The sequence below is a fragment of the Stenotrophomonas sp. 10L48 genome, from assembly GCF_056395105.1.
The window spans coordinates 198,016-216,228 of record NZ_JBFTIX010000002.1; the positions used below are offsets into that span (position 1 = coordinate 198,016).

Here is an 18,213-nt window from a genome sequence, read left to right on the forward strand (position 1 = left end):
CGGGATAGCTCCCTGGCGTGGGTGGAAAGGATAGCAAAGCGCTGTTCAGTAGATGTCGACCTTGGTCGGCATGCCCCAGAGAGATGCAGGGTAGTGCCGGCCGCTGGCCGGCATCTGCAGGGTGTTCCCGCAGTTCATGAGGCAGGCTGGCGTTCCAGAATCCCTGCAGCACGCCCGGCGTGGCGGCCAGCGTTGCCAGCACTGCATCCAGTTCAGCGCCATCGACCGTGGTGGCGTACAGCACCGCTTCGATCTCGACATCGCGCTCGCCGAACGGCCGCTGGTCGACCGCGCGTACCGGGTACTGCGCCTGCTCCAGCAACAGCAGCAGCCGGTCCAGCACCTCGGCCTGCTGCTCACGCTGGCAGACCACGTTGATGGCATAGGTGGCCTCGCTGAACGCTTCCGGCAGCGGCTGCCGCTGGATGCGGTTCACCACCGGCCGCAGCAGGGTATTGGCAGCCAGCACGAACACCGCAGCCAGTACCGCTTCAGGCAGCAGCTTGATGCCGGCACAGGCGCCGACCGCAGCCGAACCCCACAGGGTGGCGGCGGTGTTCAGGCCCGACACCTGGGCGCCATCCTTCATGATCGCGCCGGCACCGAGGAAGCCGACGCCGGAGATCACGTAGGCCACCACATGCAGTGGCGACGGCGGCCCGCCGTACAGGTCGTGGAAGCGCACGGCCAGGTCGACGAACACCGCTGCACCCACCGCTACCAGCGTATTGGTGCGCAGGCCGGCGGTGCGCTGGCGGAACTGCCGCTCCAGGCCGATCAGCGCACCCAGCACGAAAGCAACGGACAGGCTGATCAGCGAGCTGAGGGTGGCGCCCGCGTTGAACGCGGGCAGGTGGGGGTTGAAGTCCATGATGCGTCTCCCTGCGCCGGCGCGCTTACTGCCAGCCGTAGCGGCGGATGTAGAGCTTCTTCAGCGCGGTGGTCAGCACCGCATAGCCGAACAGGATCGCCACCAGGAACGGCCAGTAACCGGCCGGCAATGCCTGCAGCTTGAAGTAGCCAGCCAACGGGCTCATCGGCAGGATCACGCCGATGGCCATGATCGCCCCGGTCATCAGCAGCAGCGGCGGCGCAGCGATGCTCTGCAGGAACGGTACCTTGGGCGTGCGGATCATGTGCACGATCAGCGTCTGGGTCAGCAGCCCGACCACGAACCAGCCCGACTGGAACAGGCCCTGGTCGGCCGGCGTGCGTGCATCGAACACGTACCACATCAGGGCGAAGCAGCTGAGGTCGAAGATCGAGCTGATCGGGCCGAAGAACACCATGAAGCGGCCGATGTCCGCCGGGTTCCACTTCAGCGGCCTGCGCACCAGCTCCTCATCCACGTTGTCGAAGGGAATGGCGATCTGCGAGATGTCATACAGCAGGTTCTGCACCAGCAGCTGCAGCGGCAACATCGGCAGGAAGGGCAGGAACGCCGAGGCCACCAGCACCGAGAACACGTTGCCGAAATTGGAGCTGGCGGTCATGCGGATGTACTTGAGCATGTTGCTGAAGGTGCGCCGCCCCTGGATGACACCTTCCTCCAGCACCATCAGGTTCTTTTCCAGCAGGATGATGTCGGCGGCCTCCTTGGCGATGTCGACCGCACTGTCCACGCTGATGCCAATATCGGCGGCGCGCAGTGCGGGAGCATCGTTGATGCCATCGCCGAGAAAGCCGACCACTTTGCCCTGCGCGCGCAGCTCGCGCACCAGCCGTTCCTTGTGCAGGGGCGTGAGGCGGGCGAACACGCGATGCTCCTGCAGTGCACGCGCCACGGCAGCGTCGTCCATGCGCTCGATCTGCGGGCCGGTCACGATCGTGTCGACGTCCAGGCCGACCTGGGCGCAGATCCGGGCGGTGACCAGTTCGTTGTCGCCGGTGAACACCTTCACTTCCACACCATGCGCGGCCAGCGCCTGCAGTGCGTGAGCAGCGGATTCCTTCGGCGGATCGAGGAAGGCCACATAACCCACCAGGGTCAGATCCCGCTCGTCGGCCTGCGAGTAGACCGTCTGGCTGGCGGCGGTTTCTTTCATCGCCACCGCCACCACGCGCAGGCCCTGTTCGTTCAGTTCCTCGGTGGTCTGCCGCACCCGGGCCAGGCGCTGCGCGTCCAGCGGCATGTCCCGGCCGTTCTCGCGCACGGTGCTGCACACCGCCAGCATCTCCTCCACCGCACCCTTGCAGATCAATTCGTGATGGTCCTCGCGCTCGGAGACCACCACCGACATGCGACGGCGCTCGAAGTCGAACGGAATCTCATCGACCTTGCGGTAGTCCTGCGACAGGCGCAGCGAGCTCTGCAACTCCACATGCTCCAGCACTGCACGATCCAGCAGGTTGATCAGGCCGGTCTGGAAGTGGCTGTTGAGGTAGGCGAAGGTCAGCACCTCCTCCGAATCCTGCCCGAACACATCGGTGTGCCGCTCCAGCGCGATCTTGTCCTGGGTGAGGGTGCCGGTCTTGTCGGTGCACAGCACTTCCATCGCACCGAAGTTCTGGATCGCGTCCAGGCGCTTGACGATCACCTTGCGCCGCGACAGCAGCACCGCGCCCTTGGCCAGGGTGGAGGTGACGATCATCGGCAGCATTTCCGGGGTCAGGCCGACCGCCACCGACAGCGCGAACAGGAATGCTTCGGTCCAGTCGCCCTTGGTCCAGCCATTGACCAGCAGCACGAACGGCACCATCACCAGGGCAAAGCGGATCAGCAGCCAGCTGACACTGTTGACCCCGGCCTGGAACGCTGTCGGCGCGCGATCGCTGGCACTGCTGCGCTGGGCGAGGGTGCCGAAGTAGCTGGTGTTGCCGGTGGCCAGCACCAGTGCTGTTGCCGTGCCGGACACCACATTGGTACCCATGAACAACAGGTTGGCCTGTTCCATCAGGCCGGCGTCGGCGTTGCCCGGCTGCACGAACTTCTCCACCGGCAGCGATTCGCCGGTCATCGCCGCCTGTGCGACAAACAGATCCTTGGCGGCGAGCACGCGGCAGTCGGCCGGGATCATGTCGCCTGCCGACAGCACGATATGGTCACCCGGTACCAGAGCGCGGATCGGCAGGTCCAGCAGCCGTGCCGGCCGACGGCTGTGCAGCTGCGCGCCGAAATACTGGTCGGCCACCTCCGCCGCCTCGGTGCCCGCAGCACGGCGCAGCACGCGGGCGGTGTTGCCTACCAGCGCCTTCAGCCGTTCGGCAGCGCGGTTGGAACGCCCCTCCTGCACGAAGCGGATCAGGGTGGACAGCACCACCATCGCACCGATCACCACCGTCGCCTTGGCGTCTTCGGTCAGCCAGGACACGGCCGCCAGCACCGTCAGCAGCAGGTTGAACGGGTTGCGATAGCACTGCCACAGATGGCGCCACCACGGCAGTGGCTTCTCGTGATCGACCTCGTTGGGGCCGAAGCGCAGCAGGCGCTCTTCGGCCTCGTGCGGGCTGAGACCATCGACATGTGACTGCAGGGTGGCCAGCGCATCGGCTTCGCTGCCCTGTGCAAGCGCGAGCAGTCCAGCAGTGAGCGCGGTGGGCGCGGCCTGCGTGCTGCCACGGCCGTACCCGGCTTCGGGCATCGCGCGACGACCGAACAGGTTGCCCGCGCGACGGCTGCGCAGGAAGGCGTTGAACCAGGCGTTGAGCAGGCTCATGGGAAGGTCCTCTTGGAGCGGCGCCGGGCGCAGCCGGCGCGTGGAGCGGAAGGGGGGGTATCAGGCGTGGCGCATGGCCAGCACCGACGGCGACCAGGGCTGCATGCGCAAGCGTTGGCTGCCGCCGATGCACAGCGGCTTCATCGCATCGCGCAGCGGGTAGGGCAGGTGGCGCAGCACGTTGATGCGCTCGCTGATCGGCAGCAGCGACAGTGCGTCGGCCACCACCCGTGGCGAGCCGAGGGCCAGCGAACGGGCGAACAGGACAGGGCCGTGCTGCAGCAGCAGGCTGCGCAGGGCGGAAACATCGCGCTCGCCGATCAGGCGGCGCACGGTGATGTAGAGAATCTTGTAGGACATGGGATTCCTCCGGGCAGGCGCTGCCCGGGGCTCCCATCGCTTACACGGACAGGAACCGGCCGTCAGTCGCCAGCAGTGAACAAGTAGGCAGGCAGGGGCGCGCGTTGCGCCCGGCAGGGTCGGGATCCATCTGCGTCTCCGCGTGGGGCGGCCAGTCGCTGGCCAGTGGCGCTATTGTCCGCGCTCGTATTCAGCAGGCCTAGAGGTCCGTGGGTTAGCCCGGCTATACCTTGGTATAGAAAAAGGGGCCGTTGGCCCCTTTTGTTCAGCTGCGGTCCGCGAAAGCGTCGGTGGCCCGCACCAGGGCATCGGTCGTGGCCGCTTCGTTGGCACTGTGGCCGGCGATGACCATCTCCAGCCGGGCTTCCGGCCACGCCTGTGCCAGGTCCCAGGCACTGCGCGGCGGACAGATGATGTCGTAGCGCCCCTGCACGATGACACCCGGCAGATGGCGGATGCGATCAATGTCGCGCAGCAGCTGGCCGTGCTCGAGGAAAGTGTTGTGGCGGAAGTAGTGGGCCTCGATGCGTGCCTTGGCCAGCGTATCGAGCGGATCGGTAGCGGACACCGCGTCGACGTCGTGCAGCAGCGTGGCGGCATTGTCTTCCCAGCCCAGCCACGCCTGTGCCGCGGCGATGCGGATGGCTTCGTCGGCGTGGTCCAGGCGTTTCCAATACGCGTCGAGCATGTTGCCGCGCTCGCTTTCCGGAATGTGCGCCTGGTAGCGATCCCAGCGCTCCGGGAAGATCCAGCGCGCACCGCCGTTGAGCTCGGCGAACCAGCGGTTCTCTTCCTCGCGCCCCAGGAACACGCCGCGCACGATCAGCCCGGTGGCGCGGTCGGGATGCGCCTGTGCATAGGCCAGCGACAGGGTCGAACCCCAGGAGCCGCCGTAGACCAGCCAGCGCTCGATGCCCAGGTGTTGGCGGACCTTCTCGATGTCGGCCACCAGATGCTGCGTGGTGTTGTCGCGAAGCTCGCCGAAGGGCGTGGAGCGGCCGCTGCCGCGCTGATCGATCAGCACGATGCGGTAGCGCCTAGGGTCGAAGAAGCGGCGATGGGTGGGCGAGATGCCAGCGCCCGGACCGCCATGCAGGTACACCACCGGAATGCCATCGGGCGTGCCGCACTCCTCGACATGCAGGGTGTGCAGTGCATCCACGGGCAGCGTGTGTTCGCGGTACGGGGTAATCGGCGGGTACAGCGTGCGCATGGCGGTGCCTCACAAGCAGGGAATACAAGGATAGCGGGGCACATCGACCAGCGTCATCCGCCCCAGGTTCAAGTATTCTTTGCGTTCAAGGGGTAAGGCCGCCGATTCCTGGCGATATCGACCCTGCAGGACGCAGAGGATGGTGGCATGAGCGCGCAGGACGTCGCTGCACGATACTCCCCGGCGCGCAGCGCCCTCGGCAGCGGCGCCCGCGAGCTGCTGAAGTGGCTCGCGCTGCTGTCGATGACCGGCGATCATGTCGCCAAAGTGGTTTTCGGCGGCTATGTACCGGTGGTCAGCGAGCTGGGGCGCATCGCCTTCCCGCTGTTCGCACTGGTGATGGCCTGCAACCTGGCACAGCCAGGGGCGGATCTGGGCAAGTCGATACGGCGCCTGTCCGCATGGGGCCTGGTTGCGCAACCCCTGCATATGCTGGCCTTCGGCCACTGGTTGCCGCTGAACATCCTGTTGACCTTCGGCCTGGCCGCTGTAGCGGTGCACGCGCTGGCCAATAACCGGCAGCTGTTGCTGCTGGTGGCGGGTGGGCTGCTGCCGTTCTTCGTGGATTACCAATGGGTGGGCGTGGCATTCGTGATGCTGGGCTGGATCGCATTCCGCCACCGGGCCTACTGGCTGCTGGCCTTCGGATTCGGTGGGCTGTGCTGGGTCAATGGCAATGGATGGGCATTGCTGGCCATCCCGCTGGCGCTGGCGGCCGCGCGCGTGCAGTGGCGGCTGCCACGATGGCGCTGGGCGTTCTACGTCTACTACGTGGCGCACCTGGCGGTGCTGGCCGCCTATGCGCACTGGCTGCGCTGACGCAGGGCACTCATCGCGGCGGCGAACTGCTCCCGGCTACGTCGCTGGAGTACTGCAGAACCTTGTCTTCGCGCTGCAGCGCAATGACATCCACCGGCTGTCCTCGCAACACCGCGCGCAAGCAGCGGATCGCCTCGGCGGAGTAGCCCAGCTCTGCAGGTGGCAACGACAATGCAACGCGGCCATCGCTGTGCTGATGCACCACGTATCGTGACAACGGCAGCGCCGCCAGCGCATGGGTCAGGTCGATGTTGTTGATCCACTGCTGGTCGGCGGTCAGATAGCGTACCGGACGTCGCCCCTGCAGGCCGACGATCATCGGCGTATCGCCGGCCATGGCCAGCGCACCGCGGTCGCCGGTGCGGTAGCGCAGCAGCGGCAGGCAGAAGTTGAATCCGCCGCTGAGCGTGATCTCACCGATCTCCCCGGGCGGCAACGGCGCCCCGTCAGCACCGAGAATTTCCACATACATGCGCGGCTGCAGCAGTACGTGGCCGCCGGCTGCATCGTCATACACGGCCAGCGGGCCCGCTTCGTTCATTGAATACAGATCGAGCACCGCGCAGCCAAAGCGCGCGGCCAGGGCCTGGCGCAGGCCCGGAGACAGCGCCATCGATACCGACAGCAGCGCCTGCGGCCGGTGTCGCACGGGCAATTCCAGCAGCGCTGCGAAGGAAATCGGATCGCCGGCGATCACTTCCGGCTGCATCTGGTCGATGTAGCGTGCGCGGTCCTCAGGATGGCGCCAGTCATCGGGATGCAGGTTGATCTTGGCCAGGCCGGATTCGTCCATCGTCGGTGTCACCGAAACATAGGTGAAGCACCGCTGCTGCATGCCCAGCAACATCACCCCCATCTGGCCGCGGCCGTGCGTCAGGGTGATGCCGAAGCGCTGCAAGGCGCGCTTGTGATGGGCCAGATAGCGTGCCGCCACCACCGGATGCGATGGCAGTACCAGTGGATGGCCGGTGGTGCCGGTGGTGCGGAAATTGATCATCCGCTCCAGCGGTACCGGGTCCGGCACGAAACGGGCGATGTCCGCTGCGAGGTCGCCACGGTGGACCGGTGCAATGTCGGTGAAGGAAGCTGGCATCGCCTGCGCGCGGTAATACGGCACCTGCGCAAACACCTCGGTCACATGCGCCTGCAGCCACGGTGGCGGTTGGTCTGGCGTCCACTCGAAGCGCGCGCAGGTGATCTCCCGTTCGTAGCCACGCAATGCCGTCACCTCATCGGCAAGCAGGCGGTTGCCGCTGGCATTGCGGAAGATCGGCGCCGCCGGGTGCTCGCGCATCTGCTGCAGCATCGCCAGGCCCGCCGCGCTCAGCGTGGGATAGCGATCGGCATCGGTCGGCTCGCGGCTCACTCGCGGGTCCACTTGTCCGCAGACTCTTCGGCCGCCTTGCGCGCCAAGGCCTCGCGGATGGCACGCGCGCGCGCTTCAGCGGCGCGGCTGGCATCGAGCAGGCGCTGCCGTTCCACGACGCTGACCCGGGCCAGGCGATCGGTCGCCTGGGCCGCTGTTTCACCCTGCGGCAGCAGGCCCAGCCGGGCCACCACGGTACGCACCAGTTCTTCGCGGCGCTCTGGATCGAACACGAACCGGTCTGCGCTGGTACTGGCCGCCAGCGCGGGCACTGCTTCGGCGAACAGGGGCATCCACGCCTCCGGGGCGATAGCCAGTGCATTCCAGTACGCATCTGCCATCAGCCATGCGGTCACCGCTGAAAGCGAGAGCTGGTTTGCATCCACGCCGGCCAGATCACCCGACAGCGTTGCCCGCAGTGCAGGGGGCAGGTGCAGCGAGCGTGCGGCAAACACATCGCCCACCACCGCCGCGACGTGCAGCCGACCGCTGCCGGCGCGGCGCGGTGGCTCGAGGAAATCGGGCGGCATGTCCAGCAGGCGCCGCAGCAGAACGTCAAGGGAGGGGCCGGAGAGCATGGTCAGGTTCCAGACTTGGCAAATACCTGGGTGGAAGGGCAATCGTCAGAGGTGCTGCGGGCGCAGCGCGGTCCACGATCATCGCTGCACCCGCATGTCGCCAGGGCCGTAGTGCTGCTGGCTGAAGGCGCGCGCGAACTGCAGCAGGTCGGCCATGTCGCGCACCACATGGATGTTCCATCCCGCGTCGCGTGCGCGCAGCAGATCGCCGGTCCATCCCGCGTTGCCGGCATCGGCGATGCGGGATGGCAGCGGGCTGAACAGGTTCAGTGCCATGGTGCCGCCACCGCCGGCCACACGCAGCGCTCTGGCGGCCACGTCCCAGCCGCTGTTGCCGCGCTCATCCTTGTCGAACATCGTGGTGATGCCGTCGTCGGAGATGTGCAGGATATGCACCGCCCGTGCATGCGGCGGACGCTCGGCATAGGTGTCACGCAACCGGTGGATCGGAAACGCGGTGGCGCCACCGAAATAGCCGGTAAGCACCTTGAGGATGTCGTCTTCCGAACGCACGAAGCCGTCGGTGTGCAGGTGCTGCCCGGTGCCGCTCCACAGCGTGGCCTGTACGCGTGCACCCACGCGCAGCGCCGACAGCGCGATGATGGCGCCGGCCAGGGTCAGGAACGAGGTCCATGCCTGCGGGTTGGGCATCGAACCGGAACTGTCCACGTACAGATCCAGGTCCACCGGTTCGGCAGCGGGTTCACGGCCGGGTGCCAGCCCGTGCACACGCTGTACCGTCGTCAGCCCGGGAATCACATGGGGTGACTGCAGTACCGATTGCAGCCAGTCCACTGCGTCCAGTGCATCGCCGGCTTCCCAGGGCTGCAGCCCCTCCGGCAGCGGCTCCAGGGCCTGCGGCTGCGGCCCCGACGGGTAGCGGATCAGGTGTGGCAGCGCGCGCTCGCGGTAATAACGCACGGCGATCTGATGGTCATCCAGGTCCAGGCCGGCCGCGCGCAGGATCTGCCCGTACTCGAACGGCTCGCGCATCTGTCCTGGCGAGTGCGCAGGGTCCCCAGCGAGCGCATCCGCAGGCAGATCGCTCTTCTGCGGTGCGTCTCCGCCGCGCTCATCGCCGGTGATGCGTGGATCGGATGCGGGGTGCGGCGCCGGCGCCAGCTCGTCGTCCTCCAGTTGCCCAAGGCCGACCGGTTGGCTTCCTTGGCCGGCGTGCCGGGTATCCATCAAGGCATCCACCCGCGCATCCTGCTGTGATTCCAGCAGCCAGGGCAGCAGCAGCGTGGCGAAGCGACCAGCGCCGATCATCCAGTCGCTGGCGTAGACGCGCACGACGCGTGCACCGAGCCAGGCATCGCCCTGCAATGCGCTGTCGTCGGCCGAGCCCCCCAGCGTGCCGCGCGGCTGCTGCCACAGTTCCTCGTAGATGCCCATGTACAGCTGCCAGACCGGAGAGCTGGCCTGCGCCGGTTGTCCAGCCAGGCGTCGATAGATCGCATCCATGCGCAGCCCGCTCTGGCGCTGCAGGCGATCGTTGATGAGCAGGTCGGTGTAGAGGTTGGCGACCATCGGTGCATGCGCTTCCAGCGTCGGCAGCGCACGGCGGATGCGCGCCAGCAGCCGTGCATGGTCGCTGGCGGTGGCAGGCGCCAGCACGTGGTGACCGATCTCGTGGGCGAGGATCTCCAGCGCGTAGGGTTGCAGCTGCAGGCGCTGTACTTCTTCCAGGTCGATGACGATGCGCTGGTCGGCGAGGCGGATGGCCGCGAAGCTGCCGGTCAGGCCCTCGGCGGCCGCCTGCATGCGCGAATGGCACAGCTTCGGGTCCTGCAGCCGGGTGAAACGGCTCCATGTGGCCAGTGCCTGTGGCCAGGCCTCGCGCCAGGGCTGCAGCGGATCAGCGACCGTGGCACTCATTGGGGTGGCAACACATGCACATGGTGCGACCACGGCGAGAACAGGGCGATGCCCGACGCGCCGGAGACCGCACACAGGTCGTCCTTGGACAACGCCGGCGCCATCCACTGCACGCCCAACCGGGCGGTCACATCCGGCGCCGGCCCACTGCTGCTGCCCGCTGCGTACTCGGCGGCGCTGGCAGGCAGCAGGACAGCACCGAAGGCATCGGCGAGCAGCAGGAAGTACCCGCCTGCACTTTCGACCACGAAGCCCTCGGTCGCTGCACGAACCTGTGGCGGTGCCGGAAACGCGCCGTCCAGGCCGCTGAAGCTGCCGACACGATGCCCGCGCAGGTCAACGCTGCCCTGCCGCGGATTCCACCAGCGGTCCTGCTCAAGCTGGACCCGGACCGAGGCCAGATCACCCGCATCGATGCCCAGCACGGCGGCCACCGTATTCGCGGGCAGGGCATCGATACGGGCAAGGGCAGGGCGGCGCAGCTGCACCATCCCCGCCTGCCAGGCACAGAGCGCTCCGATGTCGCGCAGTACCGGCAAGGATGTGCACCCGCCTGCATGCGCGGCCATCGCATCGATCCATTGCGCGACGCGAATGTCCGGACTGGCGCCCAGCCGCACCACCGCATTGCTGATGGTGCCGAGGGTCTCGCGCGGAGCGTCGGCCAGCAACGGGGCGAGGGCCGGGGCCAGCGAGCGCCAGGCCTGCTCGACCCACGGGAGACGCGCCTTCGGGCCGGCATGGCCCTGCGCCACCAGCTCCAGACCGATCTCGAAGGCGGCCTCGCACGTGCTCTGCGTTGCCGACGGGTGGTGGCGCTGGATGGCCTGGCAGAGGGGGTCGATGGTCTGGGTGACGAACGCGCTGAAGGCGGCCATGTCCAGGCCGGGCCAGCGGTGGCGGGCATCGGCCACGGCCTGGTTCAGCACGGAACGGCGCGCGGCCAGCAGCTCGGCGAGAACGGCGGAAACCACGATCAGCGTGCCCGCAGCCAATGCAGGTAGTTGGTGTAGCGCTGGTGCAGGTACTTCAGCTTCAGCAGGTCGTCGTACAGATGGCCGTACAGCTTGCGTCCCTTCACCCGTTCCTCCACCAGACGCTCGATGCGGGTCAGGCGCTTGCGCGTTTCCGTCTCGGTCATCCCATCCAGGCCCCGCTGGAACTGTGCCGACAGCTCGCCCACCGGATCGTCGCGATCCAGATCCAGCCGGTCATATTCGGCATTGGAGGCATCGAGCAGCCAGCGCAGCCAGCTGAGCCGATCGCTGCGATAGGGCGCATTCTCCGGCAGGGCGAAGAAGGGAGCATCAAGATCCGGTTGCAGCTTGTCGTTCAGCACGAAGGGCAGTACCTGGCGCACATCCTCCAGGGCAACGGCAGGGCTGCCGCGGAAGTACGCCATGGCCTTGGCGAACATCAGCAGGGTCATCAGGTTGCGCACCGACAGGCCGTTGCGGGTCTGGCAACCCAGGTCCTTCATGCGATCGCGGCCGCTGTCGGCAGCGGTTGCCTGCGCCCATTCGGTGCCGGCCAGGCGCACGGTGTCCTTGGTCAGGTACTCGAACTGGGCGCCGGCGGTTTCCATCAGCTCGAACTGGCTGCTGAAGAATTCGATGCGGCGGCGCACGTCCTGCGGTACGTCGACCGCGCGGATCTCCTGCAGCAGCTGGTCGCCCTCGGCCTCGCTGAAGATGATGTCACGCGGCACGACCTCTTCCGGGCGGATGTCCTGCTCGATGCGCAGCAGCATCTCTTCCAGGAACCGCGGGTTGAATGCCAGTGCCTGCACCACCACGTCGATGCGGTCGCGCAGGGCTTCGATCACCTGGTAGGTACCGCCGCCGCGATCATCGTTGGCGGTCAGGTACCACGCCGATTCCGGGCATTCGTAGACGTGGTTGAGGATCTCGGCGTAGTTGTCGCCCATCACCGTCAGCAGCGCGCTCTGCGTGCGGGTGGGAATGCGGTTGTATTCGTCGATGATCTTCACCCGCATGCCCAGCCACGACCGCCAGGCAATGCGTATGTCCGCCATGTCCTGCGCGGCCACCAGGTCGGCGGGCAGGGGGTTGCCGAGCAGATCGGCGATGGTCATCTGCGGGTGCCCGTGCTGCATCGCCCGGCGCACCTCGCGGACCGGATAGCCGGCCAGGACGCCCATCAGGATCGCGCTGGCGGTCTTGCCGCGCCCTGGCCCACCCACGAACAGGCACTTGCGGCGGGTGGCGAAGGTCAGCAGCGGCAGCAGCACGTAACTGGAATAGCTCTGCGCCGATGGCAGGGTCAGCGGCCGCCGTGTGTCACCCACCGCGAACGAGGCGGAGGGGCCTTCGTGGTACTCGATGTCGTAGTGCGGGCTGATGATCGCGTTGTTGACGATCCAGAAGTAGGCCTGGCGCAGTTTCTCGTCCAGCCGCAGCGGCGCGGCGGCTGCATCATCCTGCAGGCGCACCGGCCCTTCGTACAGCTCGGCCACATCGAATGTGCGCGGTGCAGTGTCGGTGCGCGGGTTGGTCGGCGCCTGCGACAGGCGCTGGAACAGGTTGAACGGTGGCACGCGATTCCCTTGGCTGTGGCCTGCTGGGGAGATTGTAAGCGGCGGGCCAGCGGATCCGGCGCGCCTTGCGCGGATGACGTCCTGCAGCGGGGCGGCCGGCAGTCCTACAATCGGCCCATGCCGACCTCGCCGACCCTCGATGATCTGCGCCGCTACGCCGTAGCCCGCACGCTGTTCACGCCTACCACGTTGCTGACAGCGATCCGTCGGCTGGGCTTCGTGCAGGCCGACCCCATCCGTGCGCCCGCACGCGCCCAGGACCTGACCCTGCGGCACCGGGTGAAGGGCTACCAGGCCGGCGATCTGGAGCGCCGCTACAGCCGCCTGCCGATCGAGGAAGACTTCCTCGTCAACTACGGCTTCCTGCCGCGTGAACACCTGTCCCTGATGCATCCCCGGGTGTCCCGCAGGCCATGGGACGCGAGCACGCGGCGCAAGGCAGCCGACGTGCTGGCGTTCGTCCAGGAGCGGGGGGCGGTGCATCCGCGCGAAGTCGACCAGGCGTTCGCGCATGGCCGGGTGACCAACTACTGGGGCGGCACCAGCAACGCCAGCACCCACCTGCTGGACGGCATGCACTATCGCGGCATGCTGCGCATCCATCGTCGTGACAGCGGTACCCGCATCTATGCCGTTGCGGCACATGCCCCGGCCGATGGCGGCAAGGCCGCACGCCTGCAGCGCGCCACGGCACTGATCGATCTGGTGGTGCGCAAGTATGCGCCGCTGCCTTCGGCGAGCCTCACCTATCTGGCGCGGCTTCTGGGCTATGGCGCACCGCATCTGGCGGAGGAGATCCAGCAGGCACTGCGGTTGGCGCGCGAGCAGCTGGCGGGCTGCAGCATCGATGGAACCACCTGGTACTGGCCGGCCGACGAGAACCCGCGTTCGCGGCGCTACCAGACCGATGAACAGGTGCGGCTGCTCGCGCCGTTCGATCCGGTGGCCTGGGATCGGCGACGGTTCGAACTGTTCTGGGGCTGGGTGTACCGGTTCGAGGCCTACACCCCGGCGGCCAAGCGTCGCTTCGGCTACTACGCGCTGCCGCTGTTGTGGCGCGACCAGGTGATCGGCTGGGCCAATGTCGCGGTGAAGGATGGGCAGCTGCAGCCCAGCTTCGGTTACGTCGATGGCAGCGCACCAAGGGACGTGGCATTCAGCAATGCGCTGGAGGACGAGCTGGAGCGGATGGCGAACTTCCTGCCAGGGTCGGGCGCGGCAACGCCGTGATCCTGCGTGCGGCGTCCTCCACGCTGCCTGCATGCCGCCTCGCCAATACTGCAGGCCCGCCGCTCGGGTACTTCCGCAATGGCTCGCCGCAAGACATTGCGCATTGCCACGTTCAACGTCAATGGCATCGGCACGCGCTTGCCGCATCTGCTGTCCTGGTTGCAGCGTGAAGCGCCCGACGTGGTGGCACTGCAGGAGCTGAAGGCGGTCGATGCCGCTTTTCCGGTCGACGCGCTGGAGCGGGCAGGGTATGGCGCACTGTGGCTGGGTGAGGCGCGCTGGAACGGGGTGGCGATACTGGCCCGCGATGCCATGCCTATCGAAAGCCGGCGCCGCCTGCCCGGCGAACCGGCCGATACGCAGAGCCGGTACCTGGAAGCTGCCGTGCATGGCGTTGTGGTTGCGGCACTGTACCTGCCCAACGGTAATCCGCAGCCGGGGCCGAAGTTCGACTACAAGCTGCGATGGATGCAGCGGTTGATCCGCCATGCGCGCACCCTGGTCGATCTTCCGCACCCGGCACTGCTGCTGGGGGATTTCAATGTCATTCCAGACGACGAGGATGTGTACGACCCGGCCTCGTGGCGGCGTGATGCGCTCATGCAGCCGGAGGTCCGCGATGCCTTCCAGCAGCTGCTGGCGCAGGGGTGGACCGACGCCCTGCGCACGGTGCATGGCGACCAGCGCATCTACACCTTCTGGGACTATTTCCGTCAGCACGCCGGACGCGATCGCGGCCTGCGCATCGATCATCTGCTGCTGAACCCGGTACTGGCCAAAGGGCTTGAGGATGCGGGTGTCGATCGTTGGGTGCGGCTGCAGGAAAAGGCCAGCGATCATGCGCCTGCGTGGGTCACCGTTACCCGCTAGTCGGCGCTGCCCGGCGGACGCATCTCGCGACGTACCCTGGCCCGCGTGCGATACAGCCGGCTGTCGGCCTTGTGGATGGTGTCGGCCACGGGTTCGCCGGGGACGTTGACGGCGGCGCCCATCGAGAACGCGGTGGGAGCACGCGCGGCGTTGCCCGCATACCAGGCTTCCAGCGCAGCCAGCCGCCCGGCCGCCGGTTCGATCAGCGCCACCAGGAACTCGTCGCCGCCCAACCGCACTGCCGCCTCATTGGCCCGCAGCGGCGCGCGCAGGAAGTCGGCGAACTCGACCAGCACCGTGTCGCCACGACGGTGCCCCAGGGTGTCGTTGACCTGTTTGAAGTGATCCAGGTCGAACACCAGGCAGGCCCACGACCGTGAGGCGACGTCGTCGAGCCGATGCAGGTACCGGCGGTTGTGGCACTGGGTCAGCGGATCCTTCAGCGACAGTTCGCGCAAGCGCTCTTCCTGCAGGCGCAGCGCGGTCACGTCCTGGGCGTGGCCGAGCACGAACGGGGGATGGGTCTCGGTGTCCAGTACGTTGTTGTAGGCCCAGTAGCGGCGGGTGCCATCGGCGGCGAGCAGCTCGATCACGCCTGCGTCGGTATGGTTGGCTTCGATGCGCCGCAGGTAGGCCTTGAACGCCTCGCGCTTTTCCGGCGGCATCAGGTCGCACAGGCTGCGGCCAACCATCTCGCTTTCCGGGTAGCCCAGCGACTGCACGGCTGCCGGATTCACCGATGTCACGGTGCCGTCCAGCGTGTGCGTGCAGATCAGGCCCAGGCTGTAGTGGAAGAGGCGGCGATAACGCACCTCGCTGGCTTCCAGCGCGTCCACCACCGCGCGTTCTTCGGTGATGTCCTGGATGGCACCGACCAGCCGTGGCAGGCCCTCCACCTGTTGCCGCGTGCCCACCACGCGGGTCCAGATGCTGCGGCCATCGGCGGTGGTCATCGGCAGCTGCACTTCCCAGGGCGTGCCCTGTTCGGTGCAGCGCTGCACTGCCGCCTGGATGATGCTGCGGCTGTCCGGACGATAGAACGACAGGGCCGATTCGAATGTTGGCTGGTAGCTGGAACGCACGCCGTGGATCTGCTTGGTCTCGCGTGTCCAGCGCACTTCGCGGGTGGCCAGCTCCAGCTCCCAGCCGCCGACCTTGGCGGCGGTGTTGGTACGTTCCAGGAAGTCCTCGCTGCGCTTGAGATCGCGATGCAGCGCCTGTGCCTGGTCGATCTGCCGCAACAGCGCACTGCGCTGCTCCAGCACCTGGGTGGTAACCCGGCCAAGATGGACCATCAGCTCACGCTGCGACGGCGACAGCACGCCAGGCAGGGTGTCGAGCAGGCACAGCGTGCCGATGCGCGCGCCATGGGCAGTGGCCAGAGGGATGCCGGCATAGTGGCGCACCCTGGGCCCGGCGGTGACCAACGGGTTGTGGGCGAAGCGCGGATCCTGCCGCGCATCCGGAATCTCCAGCAGCGCGTCCTGTTCGATGGCGTAGGTACAGAACGAGATGGAGCGCGGCGTTTCGCTGACATCGCCCAGGCCGATGCTGGATTTGAACCATTGCCGTTGTTCGGCAACGATGGAGACCAGGCCGATGGGCATGCCGGTGGCGGCGCGCGCGGCGGCGACGATGGCATCGAACACCGGCTCGGGCGGCGTATCGAGCACGCCCAGCCGTTCGATTTCGCGAAGTCGGGTGGCCTCATCCATGGCTGTCCACGCTAGTACCCGGTCTGTTAGCGCCCTGCGTACGGCAGTGATGCCGTCGTGATGCGCCTGCTCATGGCTGTTGCAGGGACGCCTGCAGGGCGCTGGCCAACGCGGCGTCACCGGAGACGAGGTCTTCCCAGCGCAGTTCCAGGCCCTTCCGCCGTCCCTTCTCGACCAGCTTCAGTCCGCTCGGGTCCAGGGTCAGCGTATAGGCCTGGCCGGCGATGGTCAGTTCACGGCGCAGCGGTTTGTCGAGAGGTGTCATCGGGGGCTCCTTCGCGTTGAGGCGCGGGCAGGGCGCACTGAAACGTGACGATGATCGCGAACATGCCAGCGCCAAGGAAAATCCACTGCCCGGGTGATGCCGATGCGTGGGCCTACCACCGGATCGTCGGGGGGCCGCGTGCCGTCATCCACGAGGGTGATGCCGTGGCTGGCGGTGACCAGATCGGCGCCATCAACGCGCCGGTCCAGGCCGAACGCCTGCGACAGTTTGCCGGGACCGCTGGCGAGGTCGTGATCGTGGCGGGCAGCTGGCCGCAGTGGGTACATCCGTTCCTGTCCGGCCACCGGCTCTGCCGCGCGCAGCAGTACCGCAACACCCTCGCCGACCTCGCCGCAGACCACATTGCTGCCCCAGTGCATGCCGTAGGTGAAATACACATACAGGTGCCCGGCCTCGCCAAACATGCTGGCGTTGCGTGCGGTCCTGCCACGATACGAATGGGCAGCCGGATCCTCACTGCCGGCGTAGGCTTCGACTTCGACGATACGCGCTGCACGGCCGTCGCTGCGCACCAGCAGCTTGTTGAGCAGGTCCGGTGCAACCACCGTCGACGGGCGCCGGTAGAAGGTGCGGGGTATCGGTATCCAGGTATCCGGCAGCCAATCCATCATGTTGCGGCAGTGCTCGCTTCCCAATCCTGCTCCAGTGTGGCGTGCAGCGGGTGAAGCCGCCGCCATCGATTCACTCCGGGTCAGCCAGCGCCGCGCGCCGCCTGGCGAAGACTTCCGGCGTCTGCGGTTTCACGAACAGCGCCACCAGTTCCGGGAACTCCTGCTTCACCGCACCCTCGATGCGGGTGATGCATGCTTCGATCTGCGGGGTGGTGCGGTCGTCCTCGAATTCGGCACTGAGCATGGCCACCACCTGCTCCGGGCCCATCTGCATGGTGGTCACGCCATTGGCACGGCGCAGGTCCGGATCGGTCACGGCCACCGCCATGATGCGCTGGGCAACGGCCGGGTGCGCAGGCTCGCCCACCAGCAGGCCCTTGGTTTCCCGCGCCAGCAGGAATGCGGTCAGCGCCAGCACGCCGGCAATGCACAACGAGGCGACCCCATCCAGTACCGGCATTTCCAGCAGCTGCGCGGCCAGCAACCCGACCAGGGCAAAGCCGAGGCCGAGCAGGGCGGCACTGTCCTCCAGCAACACGGTGAAGGTGGAGGGGTCCTTGCTGCGGCGGAACGCCTCGAAATAGCCCAGCGTGCCCTTGCTGCGCCGGAACTCGCGCAGTGCAACCCACCAGGAGGCGCCTTCGAACAGGATGGAAATACCCAGCACGCTGTAGCTGATGGCGTGGTTGGTGGCCGGTTCCGGCTGGCGGATGTGCTGGATGCCCTCATAGGCCGACACACCGGCGCCGGCGGCAAAGACCAGCAAGGCGACGATGAAGCTCCAGAAGTACAGCTCGCGACCGTAGCCGAACGGGTGCAGGGTGTCGGGGGCCTTTTCGGCACGGCGCAGACCGTACAGCAGCAGCACCTCGTTGAGGGTATCGACCAGCGAATGCACGCCTTCGCTGAGCATCGCGGAGCTGCCGGACAGGCCGGCGGCGATGAACTTGGCAACGGCGATCGCGAGGTTGCCGGCCAGCGCGGCGTAGATGACAAGGCGGGAGCCTGAGGGTGCGGCCATGTGCGGGAATGCTGGCAGGTAGCGGGCGCACCATCCTGCGCGGCGGAGCGTCC

Annotated in this window: 15 protein-coding genes and 1 pseudogene; 3 read left to right on the forward strand and 13 right to left on the reverse strand. The window is 67.2% G+C overall.

From position 1 onward, the window contains the following. Positions 1-142: 142 nt before the first annotated feature. From AC1DCU_RS04290 to pip, 4 genes and pseudogenes are all read right to left on the reverse strand, one after another. Positions 143-871: pseudogene (locus AC1DCU_RS04290) on the reverse strand (MgtC/SapB family protein); the annotation flags it as partial. 25 nt (positions 872-896) lie between these two features. After that, positions 897-3,656, reverse strand: a complete 2,760-nt coding sequence (mgtA, locus tag AC1DCU_RS04295) for a magnesium-translocating P-type ATPase (RefSeq protein ID WP_313443892.1) — start codon at positions 3,654-3,656, stop codon at positions 897-899. Between the two features lie 60 nt (positions 3,657-3,716). Next, entirely contained in the window at positions 3,717-4,016 is a 300-nt protein-coding gene (locus tag AC1DCU_RS04300) for a hypothetical protein (RefSeq protein WP_025874438.1), read from the reverse strand. A gap of 265 nt (positions 4,017-4,281) precedes the next feature. Continuing rightward, complete coding sequence (gene pip / locus AC1DCU_RS04305) at positions 4,282-5,229, reverse strand: prolyl aminopeptidase (RefSeq protein WP_032974631.1); 948 nt, start codon at positions 5,227-5,229, stop codon at positions 4,282-4,284. Between the two features lie 147 nt (positions 5,230-5,376). Here pip and AC1DCU_RS04310 point away from each other — a divergent pair, with 147 nt between their 5' ends. Then, entirely contained in the window at positions 5,377-6,048 is a 672-nt protein-coding gene (locus tag AC1DCU_RS04310) for a TraX family protein (RefSeq protein ID WP_223495199.1), read from the forward strand. Positions 6,049-6,058: 10 nt separating this feature from the next. Here AC1DCU_RS04310 and AC1DCU_RS04315 read toward each other — a convergent pair whose 3' ends face one another. The 5 genes from AC1DCU_RS04315 to AC1DCU_RS04335 all read right to left on the reverse strand — a co-directional run bounded on the left by AC1DCU_RS04315 (position 6,059) and on the right by AC1DCU_RS04335 (position 12,427). Further along, entirely contained in the window at positions 6,059-7,414 is a 1,356-nt protein-coding gene (locus tag AC1DCU_RS04315; RefSeq protein ID WP_478013500.1) for an AMP-binding protein, read from the reverse strand. Continuing rightward, positions 7,411-7,992, reverse strand: coding sequence for a hypothetical protein (locus tag AC1DCU_RS04320; RefSeq protein ID WP_442251060.1), 582 nt, complete (start codon positions 7,990-7,992; stop codon positions 7,411-7,413). Before AC1DCU_RS04320 ends, AC1DCU_RS04315 begins: the two co-directional genes overlap by 4 nt. Before the next feature lie 78 nt (positions 7,993-8,070). After that, positions 8,071-9,870: a hypothetical protein gene (locus AC1DCU_RS04325; RefSeq protein ID WP_442251061.1), complete on the reverse strand. Its 1,800-nt coding sequence runs from the start codon at positions 9,868-9,870 to the stop codon at positions 8,071-8,073. Beyond that, a complete protein-coding gene (locus AC1DCU_RS04330) occupies positions 9,867-10,844 on the reverse strand; it encodes a hypothetical protein (RefSeq protein ID WP_282279811.1) in 978 nt (325 codons plus the stop codon). The genes AC1DCU_RS04325 and AC1DCU_RS04330 overlap by 4 nt, the downstream gene beginning before the upstream one ends. A gap of 2 nt (positions 10,845-10,846) precedes the next feature. Continuing rightward, on the reverse strand, positions 10,847-12,427 hold the full coding sequence (locus AC1DCU_RS04335) for an AAA family ATPase (RefSeq protein ID WP_025874445.1): 1,581 nt from the start codon (positions 12,425-12,427) through the stop codon (positions 10,847-10,849). Positions 12,428-12,544: 117 nt separating this feature from the next. Between AC1DCU_RS04335 and AC1DCU_RS04340 the strand changes: the two genes are divergently transcribed. Together AC1DCU_RS04340 and xth are read left to right on the forward strand one after the other, a co-directional pair. Next, positions 12,545-13,657, forward strand: a complete 1,113-nt coding sequence (locus AC1DCU_RS04340; protein ID WP_282279813.1) for a DNA glycosylase AlkZ-like family protein — start codon at positions 12,545-12,547, stop codon at positions 13,655-13,657. Positions 13,658-13,735: 78 nt separating this feature from the next. Beyond that, a complete protein-coding gene (gene xth / locus AC1DCU_RS04345; protein WP_442251062.1) occupies positions 13,736-14,527 on the forward strand; it encodes an exodeoxyribonuclease III in 792 nt (263 codons plus the stop codon). Here xth and AC1DCU_RS04350 read toward each other — a convergent pair. The 4 genes from AC1DCU_RS04350 to AC1DCU_RS04365 all read right to left on the reverse strand — a co-directional run bounded on the left by AC1DCU_RS04350 (position 14,524) and on the right by AC1DCU_RS04365 (position 18,160). Then, a complete protein-coding gene (locus AC1DCU_RS04350) occupies positions 14,524-16,242 on the reverse strand; it encodes a sensor domain-containing diguanylate cyclase (protein WP_442251063.1) in 1,719 nt (572 codons plus the stop codon). The two genes, xth and AC1DCU_RS04350, sit on opposite strands and share 4 nt — an antisense overlap. A 70-nt stretch (positions 16,243-16,312) precedes the next feature. Then, on the reverse strand, positions 16,313-16,507 hold the full coding sequence (locus AC1DCU_RS04355) for a hypothetical protein (RefSeq protein WP_025874451.1): 195 nt from the start codon (positions 16,505-16,507) through the stop codon (positions 16,313-16,315). Continuing rightward, positions 16,504-17,139 (reverse strand): DNA-3-methyladenine glycosylase, encoded by a 636-nt coding sequence (locus AC1DCU_RS04360; RefSeq protein WP_033831185.1) that lies wholly within the window; start codon positions 17,137-17,139, stop codon positions 16,504-16,506. The genes AC1DCU_RS04355 and AC1DCU_RS04360 overlap by 4 nt, the downstream gene beginning before the upstream one ends. Positions 17,140-17,209: 70 nt before the next feature. Further along, positions 17,210-18,160 carry a cation diffusion facilitator family transporter gene (locus AC1DCU_RS04365; protein WP_025874453.1) on the reverse strand — a complete coding sequence of 317 codons (951 nt, stop codon included), beginning with the start codon at positions 18,158-18,160 and terminating at the stop codon, positions 17,210-17,212. Positions 18,161-18,213: the final 53 nt, after the last annotated feature.